The organism is Microbacterium mitrae, from assembly GCF_008017445.1.
Taxonomy (GTDB): domain Bacteria; phylum Actinomycetota; class Actinomycetes; order Actinomycetales; family Microbacteriaceae; genus Microbacterium; species Microbacterium mitrae.
The window spans coordinates 1,100,420-1,120,280 of the sequence record NZ_VRSW01000001.1; the positions used below are offsets into that span (position 1 = coordinate 1,100,420).

General features: G+C 64.1%; 13 protein-coding genes. 5 read left to right on the forward strand and 8 right to left on the reverse strand.

What is annotated here, in order from left to right:
* Nucleotides 1-97 precede the first annotated feature (97 nt).
* From FVP60_RS12990 to FVP60_RS05140, 5 genes are all read right to left on the reverse strand, one after another.
* The gene (locus FVP60_RS12990; protein ID WP_187240569.1) at nt 98-262 is read right to left on the reverse strand and encodes a hypothetical protein; all 165 of its coding nucleotides are present in this window, start codon (nt 260-262) and stop codon (nt 98-100) included.
* Nucleotides 263-1,064: 802 nt separating this feature from the next.
* Nucleotides 1,065-4,934, reverse strand: coding sequence for a DNA-directed RNA polymerase subunit beta' (gene rpoC, locus FVP60_RS05125; RefSeq protein WP_147825147.1), 3,870 nt, complete (start codon nt 4,932-4,934; stop codon nt 1,065-1,067).
* A 47-nt stretch (nt 4,935-4,981) separates the two neighbouring features.
* Nucleotides 4,982-8,476, reverse strand: a complete 3,495-nt coding sequence (gene rpoB, locus FVP60_RS05130; RefSeq protein WP_147825148.1) for a DNA-directed RNA polymerase subunit beta — start codon at nt 8,474-8,476, stop codon at nt 4,982-4,984.
* Nucleotides 8,477-8,744: 268 nt separating this feature from the next.
* On the reverse strand, nt 8,745-9,194 hold the full coding sequence (locus tag FVP60_RS05135; RefSeq protein WP_147825149.1) for a hypothetical protein: 450 nt from the start codon (nt 9,192-9,194) through the stop codon (nt 8,745-8,747).
* Nucleotides 9,195-9,197: 3 nt separating this feature from the next.
* Nucleotides 9,198-10,430 (reverse strand): glutamyl-tRNA reductase, encoded by a 1,233-nt coding sequence (locus tag FVP60_RS05140; RefSeq protein ID WP_187240570.1) that lies wholly within the window; start codon nt 10,428-10,430, stop codon nt 9,198-9,200.
* A 74-nt stretch (nt 10,431-10,504) separates the two neighbouring features.
* Here FVP60_RS05140 and hemE point away from each other — a divergent pair, with 74 nt between their 5' ends.
* The 5 genes from hemE (at nt 10,505) to FVP60_RS05165 (ending at nt 16,203) form a co-directional block, all read left to right on the forward strand.
* Entirely contained in the window at nt 10,505-11,560 is a 1,056-nt protein-coding gene (gene hemE, locus FVP60_RS05145; RefSeq protein WP_147825151.1) for a uroporphyrinogen decarboxylase, read from the forward strand.
* The gene (locus tag FVP60_RS05150) at nt 11,550-12,794 is read left to right on the forward strand and encodes a protoporphyrinogen/coproporphyrinogen oxidase (protein WP_147825152.1); all 1,245 of its coding nucleotides are present in this window, start codon (nt 11,550-11,552) and stop codon (nt 12,792-12,794) included. The genes hemE and FVP60_RS05150 overlap by 11 nt, the downstream gene beginning before the upstream one ends.
* Before the next feature lie 10 nt (nt 12,795-12,804).
* A complete protein-coding gene (gene hemC / locus FVP60_RS05155) occupies nt 12,805-13,710 on the forward strand; it encodes a hydroxymethylbilane synthase (protein WP_147825153.1) in 906 nt (301 codons plus the stop codon).
* A 175-nt stretch (nt 13,711-13,885) separates the two neighbouring features.
* Nucleotides 13,886-14,860, forward strand: coding sequence for a porphobilinogen synthase (gene hemB / locus FVP60_RS05160; RefSeq protein ID WP_147825154.1), 975 nt, complete (start codon nt 13,886-13,888; stop codon nt 14,858-14,860).
* Entirely contained in the window at nt 14,857-16,203 is a 1,347-nt protein-coding gene (locus FVP60_RS05165; protein ID WP_147825155.1) for a glutamate-1-semialdehyde 2,1-aminomutase, read from the forward strand. The genes hemB and FVP60_RS05165 overlap by 4 nt, the downstream gene beginning before the upstream one ends.
* 37 nt (nt 16,204-16,240) lie before the next feature.
* Here the strand turns inward: FVP60_RS05165 and FVP60_RS05170 are convergent, their stop codons facing one another.
* The 3 genes from FVP60_RS05170 to FVP60_RS05180 form a co-directional block, all read right to left on the reverse strand.
* A complete protein-coding gene (locus FVP60_RS05170; RefSeq protein WP_246132460.1) occupies nt 16,241-17,260 on the reverse strand; it encodes an alpha/beta hydrolase in 1,020 nt (339 codons plus the stop codon).
* Nucleotides 17,261-17,332: 72 nt separating this feature from the next.
* On the reverse strand, nt 17,333-18,721 hold the full coding sequence (locus tag FVP60_RS05175) for an FAD-dependent oxidoreductase (protein ID WP_147825156.1): 1,389 nt from the start codon (nt 18,719-18,721) through the stop codon (nt 17,333-17,335).
* A gap of 71 nt (nt 18,722-18,792) precedes the next feature.
* Nucleotides 18,793-19,854 carry a polyprenyl synthetase family protein gene (locus FVP60_RS05180; RefSeq protein ID WP_147825157.1) on the reverse strand — a complete coding sequence of 354 codons (1,062 nt, stop codon included), beginning with the start codon at nt 19,852-19,854 and terminating at the stop codon, nt 18,793-18,795.
* Between the last annotated feature and the right edge of the window lie 7 nt (nt 19,855-19,861).

The following is a 19,861-nucleotide window of genomic DNA, read 5'->3' on the forward strand; positions in this document are numbered from 1 at the left end:
CCCCGCGATGCGCGGGCGCCGCGGAGCCATGCCGCGACTTCACCGGCAAAGACGGCAGATTCCCGGTTTCGGGCTAGTCTCCCCGAAACGAATCGGGCTAGTCCCCGCGGAATGGCGCGTTGTTGCTCCACCAGTCGGAGACCATCATCGCAAGATCGCCCCACACCGGCATCGAAACCACGATCGTCGCCACGAGAATAGCCGCGCACAGCACCCCCACCACCCACGCTGCGGTGACATTGCGTCCTGACACCCGTGCCATGACGCAACGCTACGCCCGCCGCCGCAATTTCCGCCGCGACACTCGCACACTCCCCCGTTCTGCGGTTATGTGGGTGCGGGAATCCGGTTGGTTCGGGGGCCCGGTTTTGGGGTGTTGAGGCTCGGGCACCGCGCCTCCGGTGGTTCCGGTGGTTCCTGTGGTTCCTGTGGTTCCGCGATGCCCCGCGGTGACTCTTGTGGTTCCGCGGTGGCCTCTCCGCCCCGCCTCTCCTGTTGTGCACGATGAAATACGACGATGCTCGCGACACGCCGGGAATTCGCCCCTCCTCAGAGACTCCATCGTGCAGAACAGGAGTACAAGGTCCTCGTTACCTGAAACGCGCGTCTCCTCGACGTATTCTCAACCCGCCTGGTTCCCGGCAGCCGCATACCAACTGCGCCGCTCCACCAGCCCCCATTTCCCCTGTTATGCACGATGAAAGCCGACAAAAATCGCGACACGCCGCGATTTTGGCCCTCCTCAGGAAGATGCTCGTGCAGAACAGGAAATCCATCGTGCAGAACAGGGCTTTCGCGTGCGCAACGCAGGTCCTCAGTCGATGCAGCTGATAACGGAACCAAAGGGACCGGCGCGGGCGCGATGCGGTACTGGACTCAAGGCCCCCGAGCACGACAAAGGCGCCCGGGCGCGACAAAGGCCCGGGCACAATAGAGCCCCAGGCGCAACAAAGGCCCCGGGAACGACAACCACCCCGGGCACGCACGCCACCCGGGCAAAACAAAGGCCCCCGCCTGCGGAAGGTTCCGCAGGCGGGGGCCCAGCTCTACTGAGTCAGTAGGGCTTAGTTGTAGGTCGTGAATCCGTCGGTCGAGAAACCGTCAAACTCGGTGTAGCTCAGGTCAGCTTCGCTGTACGCGCCGTCGGATGCGAAGATCCGGTTCGGGTAGCGCTCGCTCTTTGCCTCTTCCGTCGCCTCAACAGTGATGTTGCGGTACTTCGACAGACCCGTACCAGCCGGGATGAGCTTACCGATGATGACGTTCTCCTTGAGGCCAACGAGCGGGTCGCTCTTGCCCTCCATGGCGGCCTGCGTAAGCACGCGGGTCGTCTCCTGGAACGACGCAGCCGACAGCCACGACTCGGTCGCAAGCGACGCCTTCGTGATACCCATCAGCTCCGGACGACCCGATGCGGGGCGCTTGCCCTCACCGACGGCCGCACGGTTGAGGTCGCGGTAACGACGCGAGTCAACGAGCTCACCGGGCAGCAGATCGGTGTCGCCGTGGTCAACAACCGTGACCTTGCGCATCATCTGACGCACGATGACCTCAATGTGCTTGTCGTGAATCGGCACACCCTGCGAGCGGTAAACGCCCTGCACGCCACCAACGAGGTACTTCTGCGCCGCGCGAGCGCCCTGAACACGCATGACCTCCTTGGGGTCAAGCGTGCCGAGCTGCAGCGGCTGACCGACAGCAATGTGCTGGCCGTCTTCGACGAGAAGCGTTGCACGCTTCAGCACCGGGTATACGACCGGCTCGTCGCCGTTGTCGGGCGTCAGGATGACCTTCTTCTGCTTCTCGGTCTCCTCGATGGTGATGCGTCCATCTGCCTCAGCAATGGGCGATGCACCCTTCGGGGTACGAGCTTCGAAGAGCTCCTGCACGCGGGGCAGACCCTGCGTGATGTCGTCAGCAGAAGCGGAACCACCGGTGTGGAAGGTACGCATCGTCAGCTGGGTACCGGGCTCACCAATCGACTGAGCAGCGATGATGCCGACGGCCTCACCGATGTCAACGATCTTGCCCGTTGCGAGCGAGCGACCGTAGCACTGTGCACACACACCAACAGCCGAGTCACACGTCAGCACGGAGCGAACCTTGATCGTCTCAACGCCAGCCTCAACGAGCTTGTCGATGAGAACGTCTCCGACGTCGTCGCCAGCCTCGGCGATGGTCGTGCCATCTGCCGTGACAACCGGAGCCGACAGGGTACGAGCGAACACCGAGTTCTCGACGTTCTCGTCGCGCACCAGGGTGCCCGTTGCGTCGGTCTTTGCGATGACGAACTCGAGGCCCTTCGTGGTTCCGCAGTCCTCTTCACGAATGATGACGTCCTGCGAAACATCGACGAGACGACGCGTGAGGTAACCCGAGTCTGCGGTACGCAGAGCGGTGTCAGCCAGACCCTTACGAGCACCGTGGGTTGCAATGAAGTACTCAGCAACCGACAGGCCCTCGCGGTAGGACGAGATGATCGGGCGAGGGATAATCTCACCCTTCGGGTTGTTGACCAGACCACGCATACCGGCGATGTTACGAATCTGCAGCCAGTTACCACGAGCACCCGAAGACACCATGCGGTTGATGGTGTTGTCTTCCGGGAAGTTCTCGCGCATAGCGGCCTGAACTTCGTCGGTAGCCTTCGTCCAGTTCTCGATGAGCTCCTTCTTACGCTCATCGTCGGTCAGCAGACCCTTTTCGAACTGGCTGGTGATCTTCGCAGCCTTCTTCTCGTACTCCGCAACGATCTCCTTCTTACGCGGAGGCGTAAGAACGTCGCTCAGTGCCACGGTGACACCCGAACGGGTGGCCCAGTAGAAACCGGCGTCCTTGATGCGGTCAAGCGACGCAGCAACCTCAACCTTGGGGTATTCCTCGGCGAGCTTGTTGACGATCTGGCTCAGCTTGCCCTTGTCTGCCTGCTCGCGAACGAACGGGTAGCCCTTGGGAAGCGTGTCGTTGAACATGATCTGACCGAGCGATGCATCGATCAGGCCGTGTGCGTCGTAGCCCTCGGGAGCTTCGCCCTCAAGGAAGGTCATGCCCGGAATGCGGATGCGGACCTTGGCCTGCAGGTCGAGGGTTCCCTCGTCCTTAGCCAGGATCGCCTCAGCAACGGAACCAAACGCGCGACCCTCACCGGCAGCGCCAGCCTTGACCGTGGTCAGGTGGTGCAGACCGATGATCATGTCCTGCGAAGGCAGGGTGACCGGGCGTCCGTCAGACGGCTTCAGGATGTTGTTCGATGCGAGCATCAGAACGCGAGCCTCGGCCTGAGCCTCAACCGACAGCGGCAGGTGAACAGCCATCTGGTCACCGTCGAAGTCAGCGTTGAAGGCTGCACACACGAGCGGGTGAAGCTGAATAGCCTTACCCTCAACGAGCTGCGGCTCGAACGCCTGGATACCGAGGCGGTGAAGCGTCGGTGCGCGGTTCAGCAGCACGGGGCGCTCGCGGATGATCTCTTCGAGAACGTCCCACACCTCGGGGCGCGTGCGCTCAACGGCACGCTTAGCTGCCTTGATGTTCTGCGCGTGGTTCAGGTCGATCAGACGCTTGATCACGAACGGCTTGAACAGCTCCAGAGCCATCTGCTTGGGCAGACCACACTGGTGCAGCTGCAGCTGCGGACCAACGATGATGACCGAACGGCCGGAGTAGTCAACACGCTTTCCGAGCAGGTTCTGACGGAAGCGACCCTGCTTACCCTTGAGCATGTCGCTCAGGGACTTCAGGGCACGGTTGCCGGTACCCGTAACCGGGCGGCCACGACGACCGTTGTCGAACAGCGCGTCAACAGCTTCCTGCAGCATGCGCTTCTCGTTGTTGACGATGATCTCGGGAGCACCGAGGTCGATCAGACGACGCAGGCGGTTGTTGCGGTTGATGACACGGCGGTACAGGTCGTTCAGGTCGCTCGTTGCGAAGCGGCCACCGTCAAGCTGAACCATCGGGCGCAGCTCCGGCGGAATAACCGGAACCACGTCAAGCACCATCGCGGCCGGCGTCATGCCGGTCATCAGGAACGAGTTGACAACCTTCAGGCGCTTGATCGCGCGGATCTTGCGCTGACCCTTGCCCTCGGAGATCTGCAGGTGCAGGCTCTCAGCCTCGGCCTGCAGGTCAAACGACTGCAGACGCTTCTGGATCGACTCCGCGCCCATGTAGGCCTCGAAGTACTGACCGAAACGGTCCTGCAGCTCCTGGAAGACATCGTCTTCGGGCTTGAGCTGGCCGACCTCGAGGGTACGGAACTCTTCCCACACGCGCTCCAGGCGAGCGATCTGCTCGTCGGAACGCTTGCGAACGAGCGCCATTTCCTTCTCGGCAGCGTCCTTGACCTTCTTCTTGGCGTCAGCCTTTGCGCCTTCAGCCTCGAGAGCAGCAAGCTCCTCTTCCAGCTTGGCCAGACGGTCGTTGACCGTGGCGTCACGGCGGTCGGCAATCGTCTTCATTTCAAGACGAATGCCACCCTCGTGGGTTGCCATGTCGCGGTGACGAGCATCCTCGTCAACCGAGATGACCATGTATGCGGCGAAGTAGATGACCTTCTCAAGGTCCTTCGGCGCCATGTCCAGCAGGTAGCCCAAGCGCGACGGAACGCCCTTGAAGTACCAGATGTGCGTAACGGGGGCAGCGAGTTCAATGTGACCCATGCGCTCGCGACGAACGGAGCTCTTGGTGACCTCCACGCCACAGCGCTCACAAACGATGCCCTTAAAGCGGACACGCTTGTACTTGCCACATGCGCACTCCCAGTCGCGGGAAGGTCCGAAGATCTGCTCACCGAACAGACCGTCCTTCTCCGGCTTCAGGGTGCGGTAGTTAATCGTTTCGGGCTTCTTGACCTCACCGAACGACCACTTACGGATGTCGTCCGCGGTCGCCAGTGCAATACGAAGCTCTTCAAAAGTAGGTGCGTCGAGCACGTCTTCTCCTGTGTCGGTTCTTTAAATCGTGTGGACGGTCGGCGAGATTAAATCTCGTCGATCGATGCCGACTCGAAGCGGGTCGAAATGTTGATGCCGAGCTCTTCCGCTGCGCGGAAGGCCTCATCGTCCGATTCACGGAGGTTGACAGGCTGTCCGTCTGCGCCGAGAGCCTCGACGTTCAGGCAGAGCGACTGCATTTCCTTCATGAGGACCTTGAACGACTCGGGGATGCCAGGCTCCTGGATGTTCTCGCCCTTGACGATGGCCTCGTACACCTTGACGCGACCGAGGATGTCGTCGGACTTGATCGTGAGGAGCTCCTGGAGTGCGTATGCCGCACCGTAGGCCTCGAGGGCCCACACTTCCATCTCACCGAAGCGCTGTCCACCGAACTGCGCCTTACCACCGAGGGGCTGCTGCGTGATCATCGAGTAGGGACCCGTGGAACGCGCGTGGATCTTGTCGTCGACAAGGTGGTGCAGCTTCAGGATGTACATGTAGCCGACCGAGATCGGAGCCGGGAACGGCTCGCCCGAACGACCATCGAACAGCTGGGCCTTACCGGTGGAGTCGATCAGACGAACGCCGTCACGGTTGACGAGCGTCGAGTCGAGGAGACCTGCGATCTCCTGCTCTTCCGCACCGTCGAACACCGGGGTTGCAACCTTGGTTCCGGGAGCCGCTTCAAAAGCCTCTTCCGGCAGGCGAACTGCCCACTCCGGGTTGCCCTCAACCTTCCAGCCACGGCTGGCGATCCAACCGAGGTGGGTCTCGAGAACCTGACCGAAGTTCATTCGACCCGGAATACCGAGCGGGTTCAGAACCACGTCAAGCGGGGTTCCGTCGGCGAGGAACGGCATGTCTTCCACGGGGAGAATCTTGGCGATAACACCCTTGTTTCCGTGGCGACCAGCGAGCTTGTCACCGGCGGTGATCTTACGCTTCTGAGCGATGTAGACCACGACGCGGCGGTTAACGCCCGAGCCGAGCTCGTCGTCACCATCTTCTGCGTTGAATTCCTTCACCGCGATGATGGTTCCCTGCTCACCGTGCGGAACCTTCAGCGAGGTGTCGCGAACTTCGCGGCTCTTCTCGTTGAAGATGGCGCGCAGCAGGCGCTCTTCGGCCGAAAGCTCGGTCTCACCCTTCGGCGTGACCTTACCGACGAGGATGTCGCCGGGGCGAACCTCGGCACCGATGCGGATGATGCCGCGCTCGTCGAGGTCCTTGAGCAGTTCGGGCGAAACGTTGGGCAGGTCGCGAGTGATCTCTTCCTTGCCGAGCTTCGTGTCGCGGGCGTCAACTTCGTACTCTTCGATGTGAATCGAGGAGAGCGTGTCGTCCTTCACCAGATCCTGGCTGAGGATGATCGCGTCTTCGTAGTTGTAGCCTTCCCACGTCATGAAGCCAACGAGGAGGTTCTTACCCAGTGCGAGCTCACCGTTCTCGGTGGCGGGGCCATCGGCGATAACCTCGCCAGCCTCGATGCGCTCACCCTGTGCGACGATCACACGCTGGTTGTACGACGTGCCCTGGTTGGAGCGGTCGAACTTGCGCAGGTAGTACTCCTGCGTTCCACCCTCGTCGAGCTGAATCACAACGCGGTCTGCGGAGACCTCGGAGATCACACCGGCCTTGTCGGCGGTGACCACGTCACCGGCGTCAATAGCGGTGAAGCCCTCCATACCGGTACCGACCAGCGGCGACTCCGAGCGAAGCAGCGGAACAGCCTGACGCTGCATGTTGGCACCCATGAGGGCGCGGTTTGCGTCGTCGTGCTCGAGGAACGGAATGAGCGAGGTTGCCACCGACACCATCTGGCGCGGCGAGACGTCCATGTAGCCGATTTCGTCAGCCGGGAAGAGGTCAACCTCACCGTCGCGACCCGAACGAGCCAGAACGCGAGCGTCGGCGAATGCGCCGTCCTTCTTCAGCACAGCGTTTGCCTGTGCCACAACGAAGTCCTGCTCTTCAGCAGCCGTGAGGTAGTCGATCGTCGACGACACTTTGCCGTCGATAACGCGGCGGTACGGGGTCTCGATGAAACCGAAAGCGTTGATGCGCGCGAACGATGCGAGCGAACCGATCAGACCAATGTTCGGGCCTTCCGGAGTCTCAATCGGGCACATACGGCCGTAGTGCGACGGGTGAACGTCACGAACCTCAACACCAGCGCGCTCACGCGACAGACCACCGGGGCCGAGCGCCGACAGGCGACGCTTGTGCGTCAGGCCGGCGAGCGGGTTGTTCTGGTCCATGAACTGCGACAGCTGCGAGGTTCCGAAGAACTCCTTGATCGCTGCCACAACCGGACGCACGTTGATAAGCGTCTGCGGCGTGATGGCCTCGATGTCCTGCGTGGTCATGCGCTCGCGAACGACGCGCTCCATGCGGGACAGACCGGTGCGAACCTGGTTCTGGATGAGCTCACCGACGGCGCGGATACGACGGTTACCGAAGTTGTCGATGTCGTCGGTCGCGAGCGTGATGTCGGCAGCCTTGCCGCCACGGATGCCTTCGAACGAAGCATCGCCGCGGTGCAGGCGAACCAGGTACTTGATGGTGGCGACGATGTCTTCAACCGTCAGAACCGACTCGGTCGACGGCGCGTCCAGGCCGAGCTTCTGGTTGATCTTGTAGCGACCGACCTTAGCCAGGTCGTAACGCTTCGCGTTGAAGTAGAAGTTGTCCAGCAGCGCGCGGGCAGCCTCGGCAGCAACCTGCTCGCCCGGACGGAGCTTGCGGTAGATGTCGCGAAGCGCATCTTCCTTCGTGAGGATCGTGTCTTTCGACAGCGTCTCTTCGATCGAGTCGAAACCGGCGAACTCAGCGAGGATGTCTTCGCTGGTCAGGCCGAGAGCCTTGAGGAACACCGTGACCGACTGCTTACGCTTGCGGTCAACACGAACGCCAACCTGGTCGCGCTTGTCGATCTCGAACTCAAGCCATGCGCCACGGCTCGGAATGATGCGAGCGGAGAAGATGTCTTTGTCGCTCGTCTTGTCGGGCGTGCGATCGAAGTAGACACCGGGCGAACGGACGAGCTGCGAAACGACGACGCGCTCGGTGCCGTTGATGATGAACGTACCCTTGTTGGTCTGGAGCGGGAAGTCGCCCATGAAGACCGTCTGGGTCTTGATCTCACCGGTCTGGTGGTTCATGAACTCGGCTTCGACGTACAGCGGCGCGGCGTAGGTCTTGCCACGCTCCTTGCACTCGTCGATCGAGTACTTTTCCGGCTCCAGGTACGGGTTCGTGAACGAGAGCTGCATGGTCTCGCTCAGGTCTTCGATGGGGCTGATCTCCTCGAAGATCTCCTCAAGACCCGAAACCTCGGGGACGTCGGTGCGCCCCTCAGCCTGCGCCTCAGCGACGCGGGCCTTCCAGTTCTCGTTTCCGACGAGCCAGTCAAACGATTCGACCTGCAGAGCGAGCAGATCAGGAACCGTCAGGGTGTCAGAAATCTTGGCGAACGAGAGGCGGGATGCTCCGCGTCCGTTCTTGGGTGTGGTGGTGGATGCGTTGCGCGCAGCTGCCAAGGGAATTACCTCCAGGGGACCCAGCCGGGTCTCGTGATTCCTTGTCGTAGGTGGGTGCTCATCTCTTCCCAAAGCCTGAACCGTTCTCGCAAACGGAGACACAGACTCTGCCGACCACCATATGAGGGCAGGGGGAAGTGAGCGCAACTATCAACAATACACACCGGTATTCGACATGTCCACCCCCAATGCCGAAGGTTTGCTGAGTATCGGTGTATATGGTTCCGCGACCCGCCCCTGCCGCCGGCGCCGACGTAATGCGGTGGGGTCAGTCTTTAACCATGACGAGTGTGTGAACCTCTTCGCCGTCGGAGAAGTACAGCGCGCGCTGCCAGTTGCGCACGACACTGCTCACCCAAATCGGGATACTGCCCGCATCAGGAACCGCCTTGCCCTGCGTCTCGCCAAAGGAATCGACATGCACACTCAGGCGGCTGTCGTGTCCTTCGCGCTCAATGAGCGGCCAGGTTCCGGTTGCGTAAAACTCGCCAGCGGCGTCGTAACTCGTGACGGGGTTCAACGACATGCCCTGTAACTCGAACGTGCCGTCGGCGTTGAACGTTGCCGTGCCCGTCTCACCATCAACGGCATGCCACGTGCCGATCACGTGCTCTTTCGTCAACGGAATTGCGTTATACCCCAGGTACCCAAAAATCGCGCCGACAATCACGACCACGATAATCACCGGAACCCACAGCTTGAGCTTGCTACGCGTCATGCGTTAAACCACGTCACCTTCTGTTAGCGGTCGCTCTCTACGCCGGGGGGCAAAGACCAGTTCGAGCGCCTTCTCGAACTCGTCGAGGCGCCCGGCTTCGGCGAACTCGCGGGCCCGCACCGACGGGCCATGAGCAAGCACGGCCGCGAAATGACGGAGTGCACGCTCGACCGCATCATTCTCGCCCGAGTTGGCGGAACCATGGCTCTCGCCCAGACGGGCAAGTTCGGTTGCGAGAGTGTCGGCGATGTGACGGCGGAACCCCACGATCGCGGGTGCGGCGGCCCGCTGCGCGAGATAGGCAGCCGTGTGGCTGCCGACAACATCGCGAGCAACGTCGGCGAGCTCGGGCAGCTCGGCGTGTTTGCCGATGACGGCGAGGTCGATGAGCTCAATACCGGCAAGCTCGCCCACCGCGGGGTCAATGTTGCGGGGCAGACCCAGGTCGATGAGCAGGCGCCTCTTGTCGTTGATGATGTGCTCGGTGGTGACCGTGTAGCGCGAGGTGCAGGTGATCACGATGCGGGCGCGGGAGATCGCATCGGGCAGATCGTCTTCGGCGATCACGTCAAACTTTTCGGCAAACCGCGCAGCGCGCCCCGTCGCCGAAAAGACCCGCAGGTTCTGGGCGCCTCTCGCCCGCAGCGACTGAATGGTGGTGGCAGCGTAGGAGCCGGTTCCGACGATCAGCACCGGAATCGGCGACCAATCCGACACCCGCAGCTCCAACATGTCGAGCACCGTGCGCACCAGCGTGCGGCCGGAAGCTGCCAAGTCTGTTCGCGCCCGCACGGCGCGGTTCGCGGTGGCCGCGCGTTGAAACACCTGTTCCAGATGCCCGGTGACCGCTCCCGCCTCGCGGGAGGAGACCAGCGCGCGCTGCACCTGGCCAGAAATTTCGTCCTCGCCCATCACCATCGATTCGAGCCCAGAGCTCACCGAGAAGAGGTGACGAATCGCGTCGTCACCGCTGAGGGCGGTCACCGAAGCCGCCAACTCGGCACCGTTCTCCAACAGCCCGGCCAGCGCCGCGGTTCCAATCAACTCGGGCGCCTCGGCGTCGTCTGAGACATCCAAGTACGCCTCGAATCGATTGCACGTGGCAAGCACCACCGCGCCACGAACATGGTCGTGCGCGGTGAAGGCAGAGGCGGTGGCGGCATCGACCGAACGGGCGACGCGGTCGAGCACGTCGAACTCCGTATTGCGGTGATTGGCCGTGAGACATAACAGCACGATCGCCTACCCTCACAGACTTTCCTGGTAATCATCTGATGTTCTGAACAACATCAGACGATACCCTGATTTGTATGCCCCTTGCACCCGAGCACCCGCTCTCTGATGGCCGCACTGCTTCCGCTCCCCTCGTTCTTGCCGCTCGCGGCGAGAAGCAGCAGACACCTCCCATTTGGTTCATGCGCCAGGCGGGTCGGTCGTTGCCGGAGTACCACCAGGTGCGCGGAACCACGGGAATGTTGCAGGCATGCCTCACGCCCGAATTGGCGGCAGAAATCACCCTGCAGCCGGTGCTTCGTCACGGCGTAGACGCCGCGGTGTTCTACAGCGATATCGTCATTCCGCCGCTGATTGCCGGCGTCGACGTGGAGATCGTTGCCGGTCGCGGACCGGTGTTCGCAAAGCCGGTTCGCACGGCCGCGGACGTTGCCGCCCTGCCCGCGCTCGACAGTCTCGATTTCACGCCGATTCGCGAGGCGATCGCGATCATTACGGCCGAGCTCGGCTCGACACCGCTCATCGGCTTCGGTGGCGCACCGTTCACGCTGGCGTCTTACCTCATCGAGGGCGGCCCCTCCAAAGACCAGGCGCGCGCCCGAGCAATGATGCTGGCCGAGCCCGCGACCTTCAGCGCTCTGCTGGCGTGGTGCGCCGACGCGACCGCACAGTTCATGCGCGCCCAGGTTGAGGCGGGCGCCAGCGTCGTACAGCTGTTTGACTCGTGGGCGGGCTCGCTGTCACGCGCCACCTGGCAAACGCATGTCGCCCCGCACTCGGCGTCAATCTTCGCCGCGCTCAGCGACCTCGATGTTCCGCGCATCCACTTTGGTCTCGGCATGCGCGACATGCTCGATCTCATTCCTGATCTCGGAGCGACGACCGTCGGTATCGACTGGCGCATGCCGTTGGATGACGCTGCTGCCGTGCTGGGTGACCGCGCCGGCGTGCAGGGCAACATCGACCCCGCCGTGCTTGGCGCCGGCTGGGATGCGATCCGCACCAACGTTGATGACGTTGTTGCTCGCGGCCGGGCGGCCCGCTCGCACATCGTCAACCTCGGTCATGGCGTGACGCCAGACACCAAGCCGGCGCTGCTCACGCGCATCGTCGAGCACGTTCATGCCCTCTGACATTTTCGTGGTTGGGGGCGGCGTTGCCGGCCTCACCCTCGCGCGCGACCTCGCCCTCGGCGGGCGCCGCGTGCACGTCATTGAGCGCGAAGATCGCACCGGCGGTCAGGTCACGGCGCTCGATGTTGAAGCCCACCAGCTCGATGCGGCTGCCGAGTCTTTCGCGACTCGCACCACCGCGGTTTCCGCGCTGATCGCCGAGCTCGGGCTAAGCGACCGCGTTGTCATGCCGCTGGACGCGCCGGCGTGGATTTACCGCGAAGACGGAACCGCGCTGCCGCTGCCAGCGACGGGACTGCTGGGCGTTCCCTCCTCACCGTTCGCCGCCGACGTGCGCGCGTCGATCGGCGTTGCCGGTGCCGCGCGCGCTTGGGCTGACCGGGTTCTGCCGCGCCGCGTTGGCGCCGACGCCACCACGTTTGGCGACCTCGTCACCGCTCGCATGGGGCGCCGCGTCACCGAGCGACTGGTTGGCCCCATCACCCGCGGCGTGCACTCCGCAGAACCCGATGCCCTCCCAATCGCCGCGGCACACCCCGCGCTCGCCGGGCTCGTCACCGACAAGCGATCCCTGGCACGCGCCATTCGCGAGGTCCGCCGGATCGCGCCGGCCGGTTCCGCCGTCGCCAGCCTCTGCGGCGGCATGCACACGCTCCCCATCGCGCTTGCCGCGAGCGCCGTCGAGGCAGGCGTTGACCTTCACCGAGGCACGGTCGCCACCGAGATTTCGGCGTCATCCGTGACATTTGACGGCCGCACCCATCACGGCGAGGTCGTCATGGCGGCGCCGCCAGCAGGCGCCCCCACCCGCAACGTCACGCTGGTGACGGTGGTCGCCTCCGCCCGCGCCTGGCAGTCGGCGCCTCGCGGCACCGGGGTGCTCGTCACCCGCGGCGCCCCCGGAGTCTCAGCCCGCGCACTCACCCACGTGAGCGCCAAGTGGGAGTGGGTGGCTCGCGCCTTCGAGGGCAAGCAGGTCGTACGCCTCTCCTACGACGGCGCCACACCCGAGCCGCTCGCAAAGGGGGTCAACGACGCGGCCCTGCTCATGGGTTCCGCGCCCGAGGCGATCCACACGGTGCTTGAGCGTCGCTGGGCGCGCGCCACACCACTGGCCGAGGCGGATCGCGGAACCATACGCTGGGTTGGCGAGGCCGCCTCCGGCACGGGGCTCGCCGCCGTCGTCGCCCACGCACGACGCACCGCAACTGAGATGCTCGCATCATCCAAATGAAAGAAGAATCATGACCTACCGGTTGGGAACCCGCGCTTCCAAGCTCGCCGTCGCGCAAGCAGGAATGATTGCCGAGCAGCTCGGCGCTGAGCTGGTCACGATCACCAGCGAGGGTGACACGTCGACGCGTTCGCTGCTGGAGGTTGGCGGTCAGGGCATCTTTGCGAACGCGTTGCGAGACGCCTTGCTGCGCGGCGAGGTCGATCTGCTGGTGCACTCGTACAAGGATTTGCCGACCGTGGTAATTGCCGAGCTGTCGATCGCCGCGGTGCCGCCGCGCGCTGACGCCCGCGACGTGCTGTGCTCGCGCGATGGGTTGACACTTGATGAGCTGCCCGCGGGCGCCAAGGTCGGCACCGGATCGCCCCGCCGACGCGCGCAGCTGGCGGCTCGCCGACCCGATATCGAACTGGTCGATATTCGCGGCAACGTCGACACCAGGCTCGAGCGCCTCACCACCGACGATCAGGAGCGTCGTCTCGATGCGGTCGTGCTTGCGGCAGCCGGATTGCAGCGCGTTGGCTACGCCGACCGCATCACCGAGTACTTCCCGTTGAGCTCGTGGCCGACGGCTCCCGGCCAGGGCGCGCTTGCCGTTGAGGTTCCGACCGGCAACGAGGCTATTGCCGCGAGGCTCGATCATCACGAATCCCGCATCGCCGCCGACGCCGAGCGCGGGTTGTTGGCGCGCCTCGATGCGGGCTGCGCTGCCCCGCTCGGCGCGCACGCGTTCGTCGAAGACGGCCTGCTCTTTCTCGACGCCACCGTATACAGCCTTGATGGCACGCGTTCCGTCTCGGCGTCGCACGCGGTTGCCGTCGATGAGCCAGGTGCCGCCGATATCGCCGCCGACGCCGTGGCTGAGAATCTTCTCGCGCAGGGCGCTGCCGACCTCGCCCCCATGCGTCGCCCCTAACCCCGCCCGTTGAGCGAGCGCAGCGAGACGAACCGCCCCACCCCAACTCCACACAGCCACCACGTTTCGACTCGAGGCTCCGCCACTCGCTCAACGTCCATCCCCGCCCGTTGAGCGAGCGCAGCGAGACGAAACGCCCCACCTCACCCCCGAAACCCAGCCTGGAGAAACGCACATGACTCTTCCCATTCGTCCGCGCCGGTTGCGGGCAACGCCCGCGTGGCGTCGACTGGTGAGTGAGACTCACATCGCGCCGGAGCAGCTGATTCTGCCGATGTTCATTCGCGAAGGCGCGACCGAGCCAAAGCCGGTGTCTTCGATGCCGGGCGTCGTGCAGCACAGCCTGGATTCGTTGCGTTCGGCGCTCGCGCACGCGGCCTCGCTGGGCGTTGGCGGCGTGATGCTGTTTGGCGTTCCGCTGCACAAAGACGCGACCGGAACCGGGGCGAGCGATCCAGACGGCATCTTGCAGGTGGCAACGCGGATCGCGGCGAGCGAGGTGGGCGATGCGCTCGTCGTGCAGACCGACCTGTGTCTTGACGAGTTCACCGATCACGGCCACTGCGGCGTGCTGGATGCGCGGGGCGCGGTCGATAACGATGCCACGCTTGAGCGCTATGTTGCGATGGCGTTGGCGCAGGCCGAGGCAGGGTCGGCGCTGCTCGGACTGTCGGGCATGATGGATGGCCAGACCGCGGCTCTGCGTGCGGCACTCGATGCCGCAGGGCACACCGATGTGGCTCTGCTGGCGTATGCCGCCAAGTACGCGTCGGCGTTCTATGGCCCGTTCCGCGAGGCGGTCGATTCAAGCCTCGTCGGCGACCGCAAGACCTATCAGATGGACCCCGCGAATCGGCGCGAGGGTGCGCGCGAAGTCGCCCTCGATGTGGCCGAAGGCGCCGACATCGTGATGGTGAAGCCGGCCCTGCCCTACCTTGACGTGCTGGCCGACGCGGCCGCTGCCTCCCCCGTTCCGGTGTGGGCGTATCAGGTGTCTGGTGAGTACGCGATGATCGAGGCGGCCGCAGCCAACGGCTGGATCGACCGCGATCGCGCCATTGATGAGTCGCTGATTTCTATCCGTCGCGCTGGCGCCGACGCGATTCTGACGTATTGGGCGGCTGAGGTCGCAGAGAGGTGGGCACGATGACCACGGTCACGAACGAAACGGCTGTTACCAATGAGCAGGCTGCCGCACGCGCACGCGCGGTGATTCCCGGCGGCGTCAACTCGCCGGTGCGTGCGTTTGCCTCGGTGGGTGGCACGCCGCTGGCGATCACGCGGGCACAGGGTGCGCGGGTGTGGGATGTCGAGGGCAACGAGTATGTTGACCTCGTCGCCTCCTGGGGCCCCGCGCTCGTCGGTCACGCCCACCCCGAGGTCGTCGCGGCCGTGCAGCAGGCCGCCGCGCAAGGTCTATCGTTTGGTGCATCAACGCCCGCAGAAGCCGAACTCGCCGAAGTGGTCATCGACCGCCTCACGGTCAACGGCGTGCGCGGCATCGACAAGCTTCGCCTGGTTTCGACGGGCACCGAGGCCACCATGACCGCGGTGCGTCTGGCGCGCGGTGTGACCGGTCGCGATCTGATCATCAAGTTTGCCGGGCACTACCACGGTCACTCCGACGGCCTGTTGGCCGATGCAGGCTCCGGTCTTGCCACGCTCGCTATTCCTGGTTCCGCCGGTGTTCCCGCCCCGATCGCCGCGCAGACTCTGGTGTTGCCGTACAACGATCGCGATGCGGTTCACGCCGCGTTCGCCGCGCACGCGGGCAAGATTGCCGCGATCATCACCGAGGCAGCCGGCGCCAATGCCGGAATTCTCGCGCCGGAACCAGGCTTCAACGAGTTCTTGGTGGCGACCGCGCATGCGCATGGTGCGCTGGTGATTCTGGATGAGGTGCTCACCGGGTTCCGCGTCAGCACCGCCGGCTGGTGGGGACTGGAGCGTACCGACGGCGCCATCTGGCGGCCCGACATCGTGACCTTCGGCAAGGTCATCGGCGGCGGCATGCCTCTTGCCGGTCTCGGCGGCCGCGCCGAGATCATGGACCAGCTCGCGCCCCTCGGGCCCGTGTATCAGGCCGGAACCCTCAGCGGAAACCCGCTCGCCGTTGCCGCGGGCATCGCCACGCTGCGTCTGGCCGACGCCGCCGTCTACGAGCGGGTCGATCACGCGGCTGCCGTCGTGGCTTCGTCGCTCAGCGAGGCGTTAGAAGACGAGGGTGTCGAGCACGTCATTTCCCACGCCGGCAACCTGTTCTCGCTCGCGTTCCGCTCTGGTTCCATCACCAACTACGACGAAGCACGCGAGCAAGAAGCCTGGCGCTACCCGGCGTTCTTCCACGCCATGCGCGAGCAGGGCGTCTCGCTACCGCCAAGCGTTTTCGAGGCGTGGTTCTTGACCGCCGCGCACGACGATGCCGCGATCGAGCACATCGTCTCGGCGCTACCCGCCGCGGCCCGCGCCGCCGCCGAAGCCGAGCACGCATAGCCCGCGCCGCCGTGGTTCCGGAACCACGTGCGCGTCGTTAGGGGCGGAGCATGTGGTCGACCCAGCGGCCGAGGGTCGCGTAAGCGTCGTCGCGGGCCGCTCGGTTGGAGAGGAAGACGTCGTGCAGCGCGCCGTCAATACGCTCAATGGTGACCGAGCGGCCGAGCTTGAGCGACGCCTTCGCGATGTCGTCGACCACCAAGACCGTGTCTGAGGTGAGAGCTTCGGCTGACCAGCGCACGCCGATCCAGGTGCGCTGCGACAGCATGACGCACACCGGCACGTCGATGCCGAGGCCCGCCTCAACGGTGTGCTGGCCGGTCACGATCGCGTTGAGCCATCCGGCATGAACCGGCATGGTGCGTTCCGGGCGCCAATCGAGATTGATCTCGTACGCGTCGTCGGCAACCGCCACCTCACGCTGCGCGCGTGAATAAAAGCCGAGGTCAACCTGCGGGCCGACATCCATCGGGCGCACCTTCGCGGTCAGCTGCAAGAACGCCGCGACCGCCTGACGGGTGATTCCGGTGATCTGCAATTCCAGCCAGGGGCTGTTGAGCACGACGGCGCTGGCGACGCCGGCATGGCGGGCAGCCCACAGCGACAGCGTGAGACCGCCGGTGGAGTGCCCCATCAGCACCAGTCGTCGGTCGGCGCGGGCACGGTCGGTCTTAAACCCCATCGCCGCCAGTGCCGCCGCGATGTCTTCGTCGTAGGTGGTGAGATCGGTGATGAAACCCGGTGTTTGCCCGGGCCGCAACGATCGCCCGTATTTGCGCAGATCGAGGGCGTAGAAGTTGGCGCCACGGTCGGTCCAAAACTGCGCGAGGCGACGCTGAAAGAAGTAGTCGCTCCAGCCGTGCACGTAGAGCACATCGACGTCGGTCAGTTCGCGCTGATCGCCCGCCAGCCGTCGCCACCAGGTCGATGGCGCTGCCAGCGAGCGCACGAGCGTCGCAACGACCTCGCCCTCGTTGTCTTCGCCCAGCGGCAGTGTCGTCTGCTCAAATGGCGCGCCGAGAATATCCGGCTTCCAGTCCCACATGCCTTCGACCATACGAGAGAACCCGTCAAGTGCGAAGCCGACACGAGATTCACGGCTCGCCGTGATCTCCGACGGCGGTGCGGGCTACTTCGCGGGGCGGGTGAGATCGCGCGAGACGCTCACCATTTCTTCGCGCGGAACCACCTTGACTCGGGCACGCTCGTGCGGTTCGCCGAGGCTCACTTCGTGCGCGTCGAGACGGTGCCAACCGTCAAGGTCGGTCCACTGCACTCCGCGGCTTTCCAGCAGCGCGGTGACGGCTTCTTCTTCCGGGTGTTCCGGGTGCCACCACGAGCCCTGGTCGTTGATGAGGTGACGAACCGTCTCCATCGCGTCTGACTTGGTGTGACCGATCAGGCCAACGGGGCCACGCTTGATCCAGCCCGTTGCGTACAAACCGGGAACGCGCTCGTTCGAGTCTTTGCGCAGCACCTGACCCTCGTGGTTGGGGATCACGCCGTGCTTCTTGTCGAACGGAACGCCCTCCAAGGGGGATCCGAAGTAGCCGATGGCGCGGTACAGCTGCTGAATCGGAACCTCGCGAAGCTCGCCGGTGCCGACAACGCCGCCCTCGCCGTCTGGACGGGTGCGCTCGTAGACGAAACCGGAGACCCGGCCGTTCTCGTCGGTCTTGACCTCGATGGGCTTGGCGTAGAAGTGCAGGTGCAAACGGCGTGAGGCCTCGCCTCCGGCGTTGTTCGCACCCGGACGCTGACGCCACGACTGCAGCACGCGGTCGATGACCATGACCTGCTTGTTGCTAGCAACGGCGGTCTTGGCGGCTTCGTCGTACTCGAAGTCTTCGTCGTAGACGACCATGTCGACATCGCGCAGCTCGCCCAGTTCGCGCAGCTCAAGAGGCGTGAACTTGACCGATGTCGGTCCGCGGCGACCGAAGACGTGTACGTCGGTGATCGGGCTCTTCGCAAGCCCCTGGTAGACGTTGTCCGGAACCTCGGTGACCAGAAGATCTTCGGCATGCTTTGCGAGCATGCGGGCGACATCAAGCGCGACGTTGCCGTTGCCGACGACGGCAACGGATTCGCCGTCGAGGGTCCACTCCCGCGGAACATCGGGGTGGCCATCAAACCAGCTCACGAAGTCTGCGGCACCGTATGAGCCGGCGGCGTCGATGCCGGGGATGTTGAGCGAGGTGTCGCGCACCGCACCGGTCGCGAAGATCACCGCGTTGTAGTGCTTCTTCAGGTCATCGAGCGTGATGTCGGTGCCGAAGTGGACGTTGCCGAACAGGCGAATGTCGCCGCGGTCGAGCACGTCGCGCAGCGCATTGATGATGCCCTTGATGCGCGGGTGATCGGGGGCGACGCCGTAGCGAACCAGACCGTACGGCGCCGGAAGACCCTCGAAGAGGTCAATCGAGACGTCGAACTTACGCTCGGCCTTCAGCAGAATGTCAGCAGCGTAAATGCCAGCGGGGCCAGCGCCCACGATCGCAAGCCTGAGCTTGGTCATTCGGTTCCTTCCTGCGGTGAGCGTTGCTCACGAATTCTGAGCGCGAGAGTACTTCTCGCCCCGGAGTCTTGCTAGGCCGAACGGTCTACGACGGCGTCGGCAAATCGAGTGAGCGCTTCGCGCACGGCCCCAGAGGGAAGTACGCTCAGCGCTGCGACGGCCTCATTGGACCATGCCCGCGCAAGCGCGGTGGTCTGGAGAGTGACATCGTGCATACGCAATTCTTCCAGAGCCTCATCAAGAATTGCTGGGTCTGCACCTGCGGCAATCTCTGCCACTCCGGCATCGATGCGCGATTTCAGGGCGCGAGAAGCATCATCGGTAGCCGTCCCGAGCAGTAGGTACGGCATGGTGACGACGCCGGCCCGGAGGTCGGTACCGGGAACCTTGCCCGTCTTCTCCGGATCGGCCGAGAGGTCAATGACATCGTCTTGGAGCTGAAAGGCCACACCAACCTTTTCACCAAACTCCACGACGGCCGCTTCGTACGCCTCGGGGGCGTTGGAGAAGATCACACCGCACTGCGCGGCGGCCGCGATCAGCGAGCCGGTCTTGTCGGCAAGCACCTGCAGGTAGAACGCGATCTCGTCGTCGCCCTCCTGCGGGCCGACCGTCTCATGCATCTGACCGATGACGAGGCGTTCAAAGGTGTCGGCCTGCAGCTGCATGGCGCGTTCACCGCGCTTGGACATGAGCTGGCTGGCGCGAGAAAACAGCAGATCTCCGGTGAGAATGGCGATGTTATTGCCCCACACCTGGTGTGCGCTCGGCACCCCGCGGCGCTTGTCAGAAGAGTCCATGACATCGTCGTGGTACAGCGAACCCAGGTGGGTCATCTCCAAAGCCTTGGCGGAGTCGATCACGCCATCTGTGGTTCCGTCGCCCAACTGCGCTGTCAGCAGCACGAGCATCGGGCGCAGACGCTTACCACCCGCCTCCAGCAGGTAGCGGCTCGCCGAGTCGGCCAGCCGGTCGGTCATCCGCAAATCAATGGCCAGCTCGTCTTCAACACGATCGAGGCCGTCTTCGATGGCCGCGAGCAGCTTACGCGAGCGCGGTCCTACGAAAATGCGGTCGCTCAGGCCAAGGCGGTTCGCCATACGGGAACCGGGCACGGAAGGGCTCGGAGTCACGAAACCA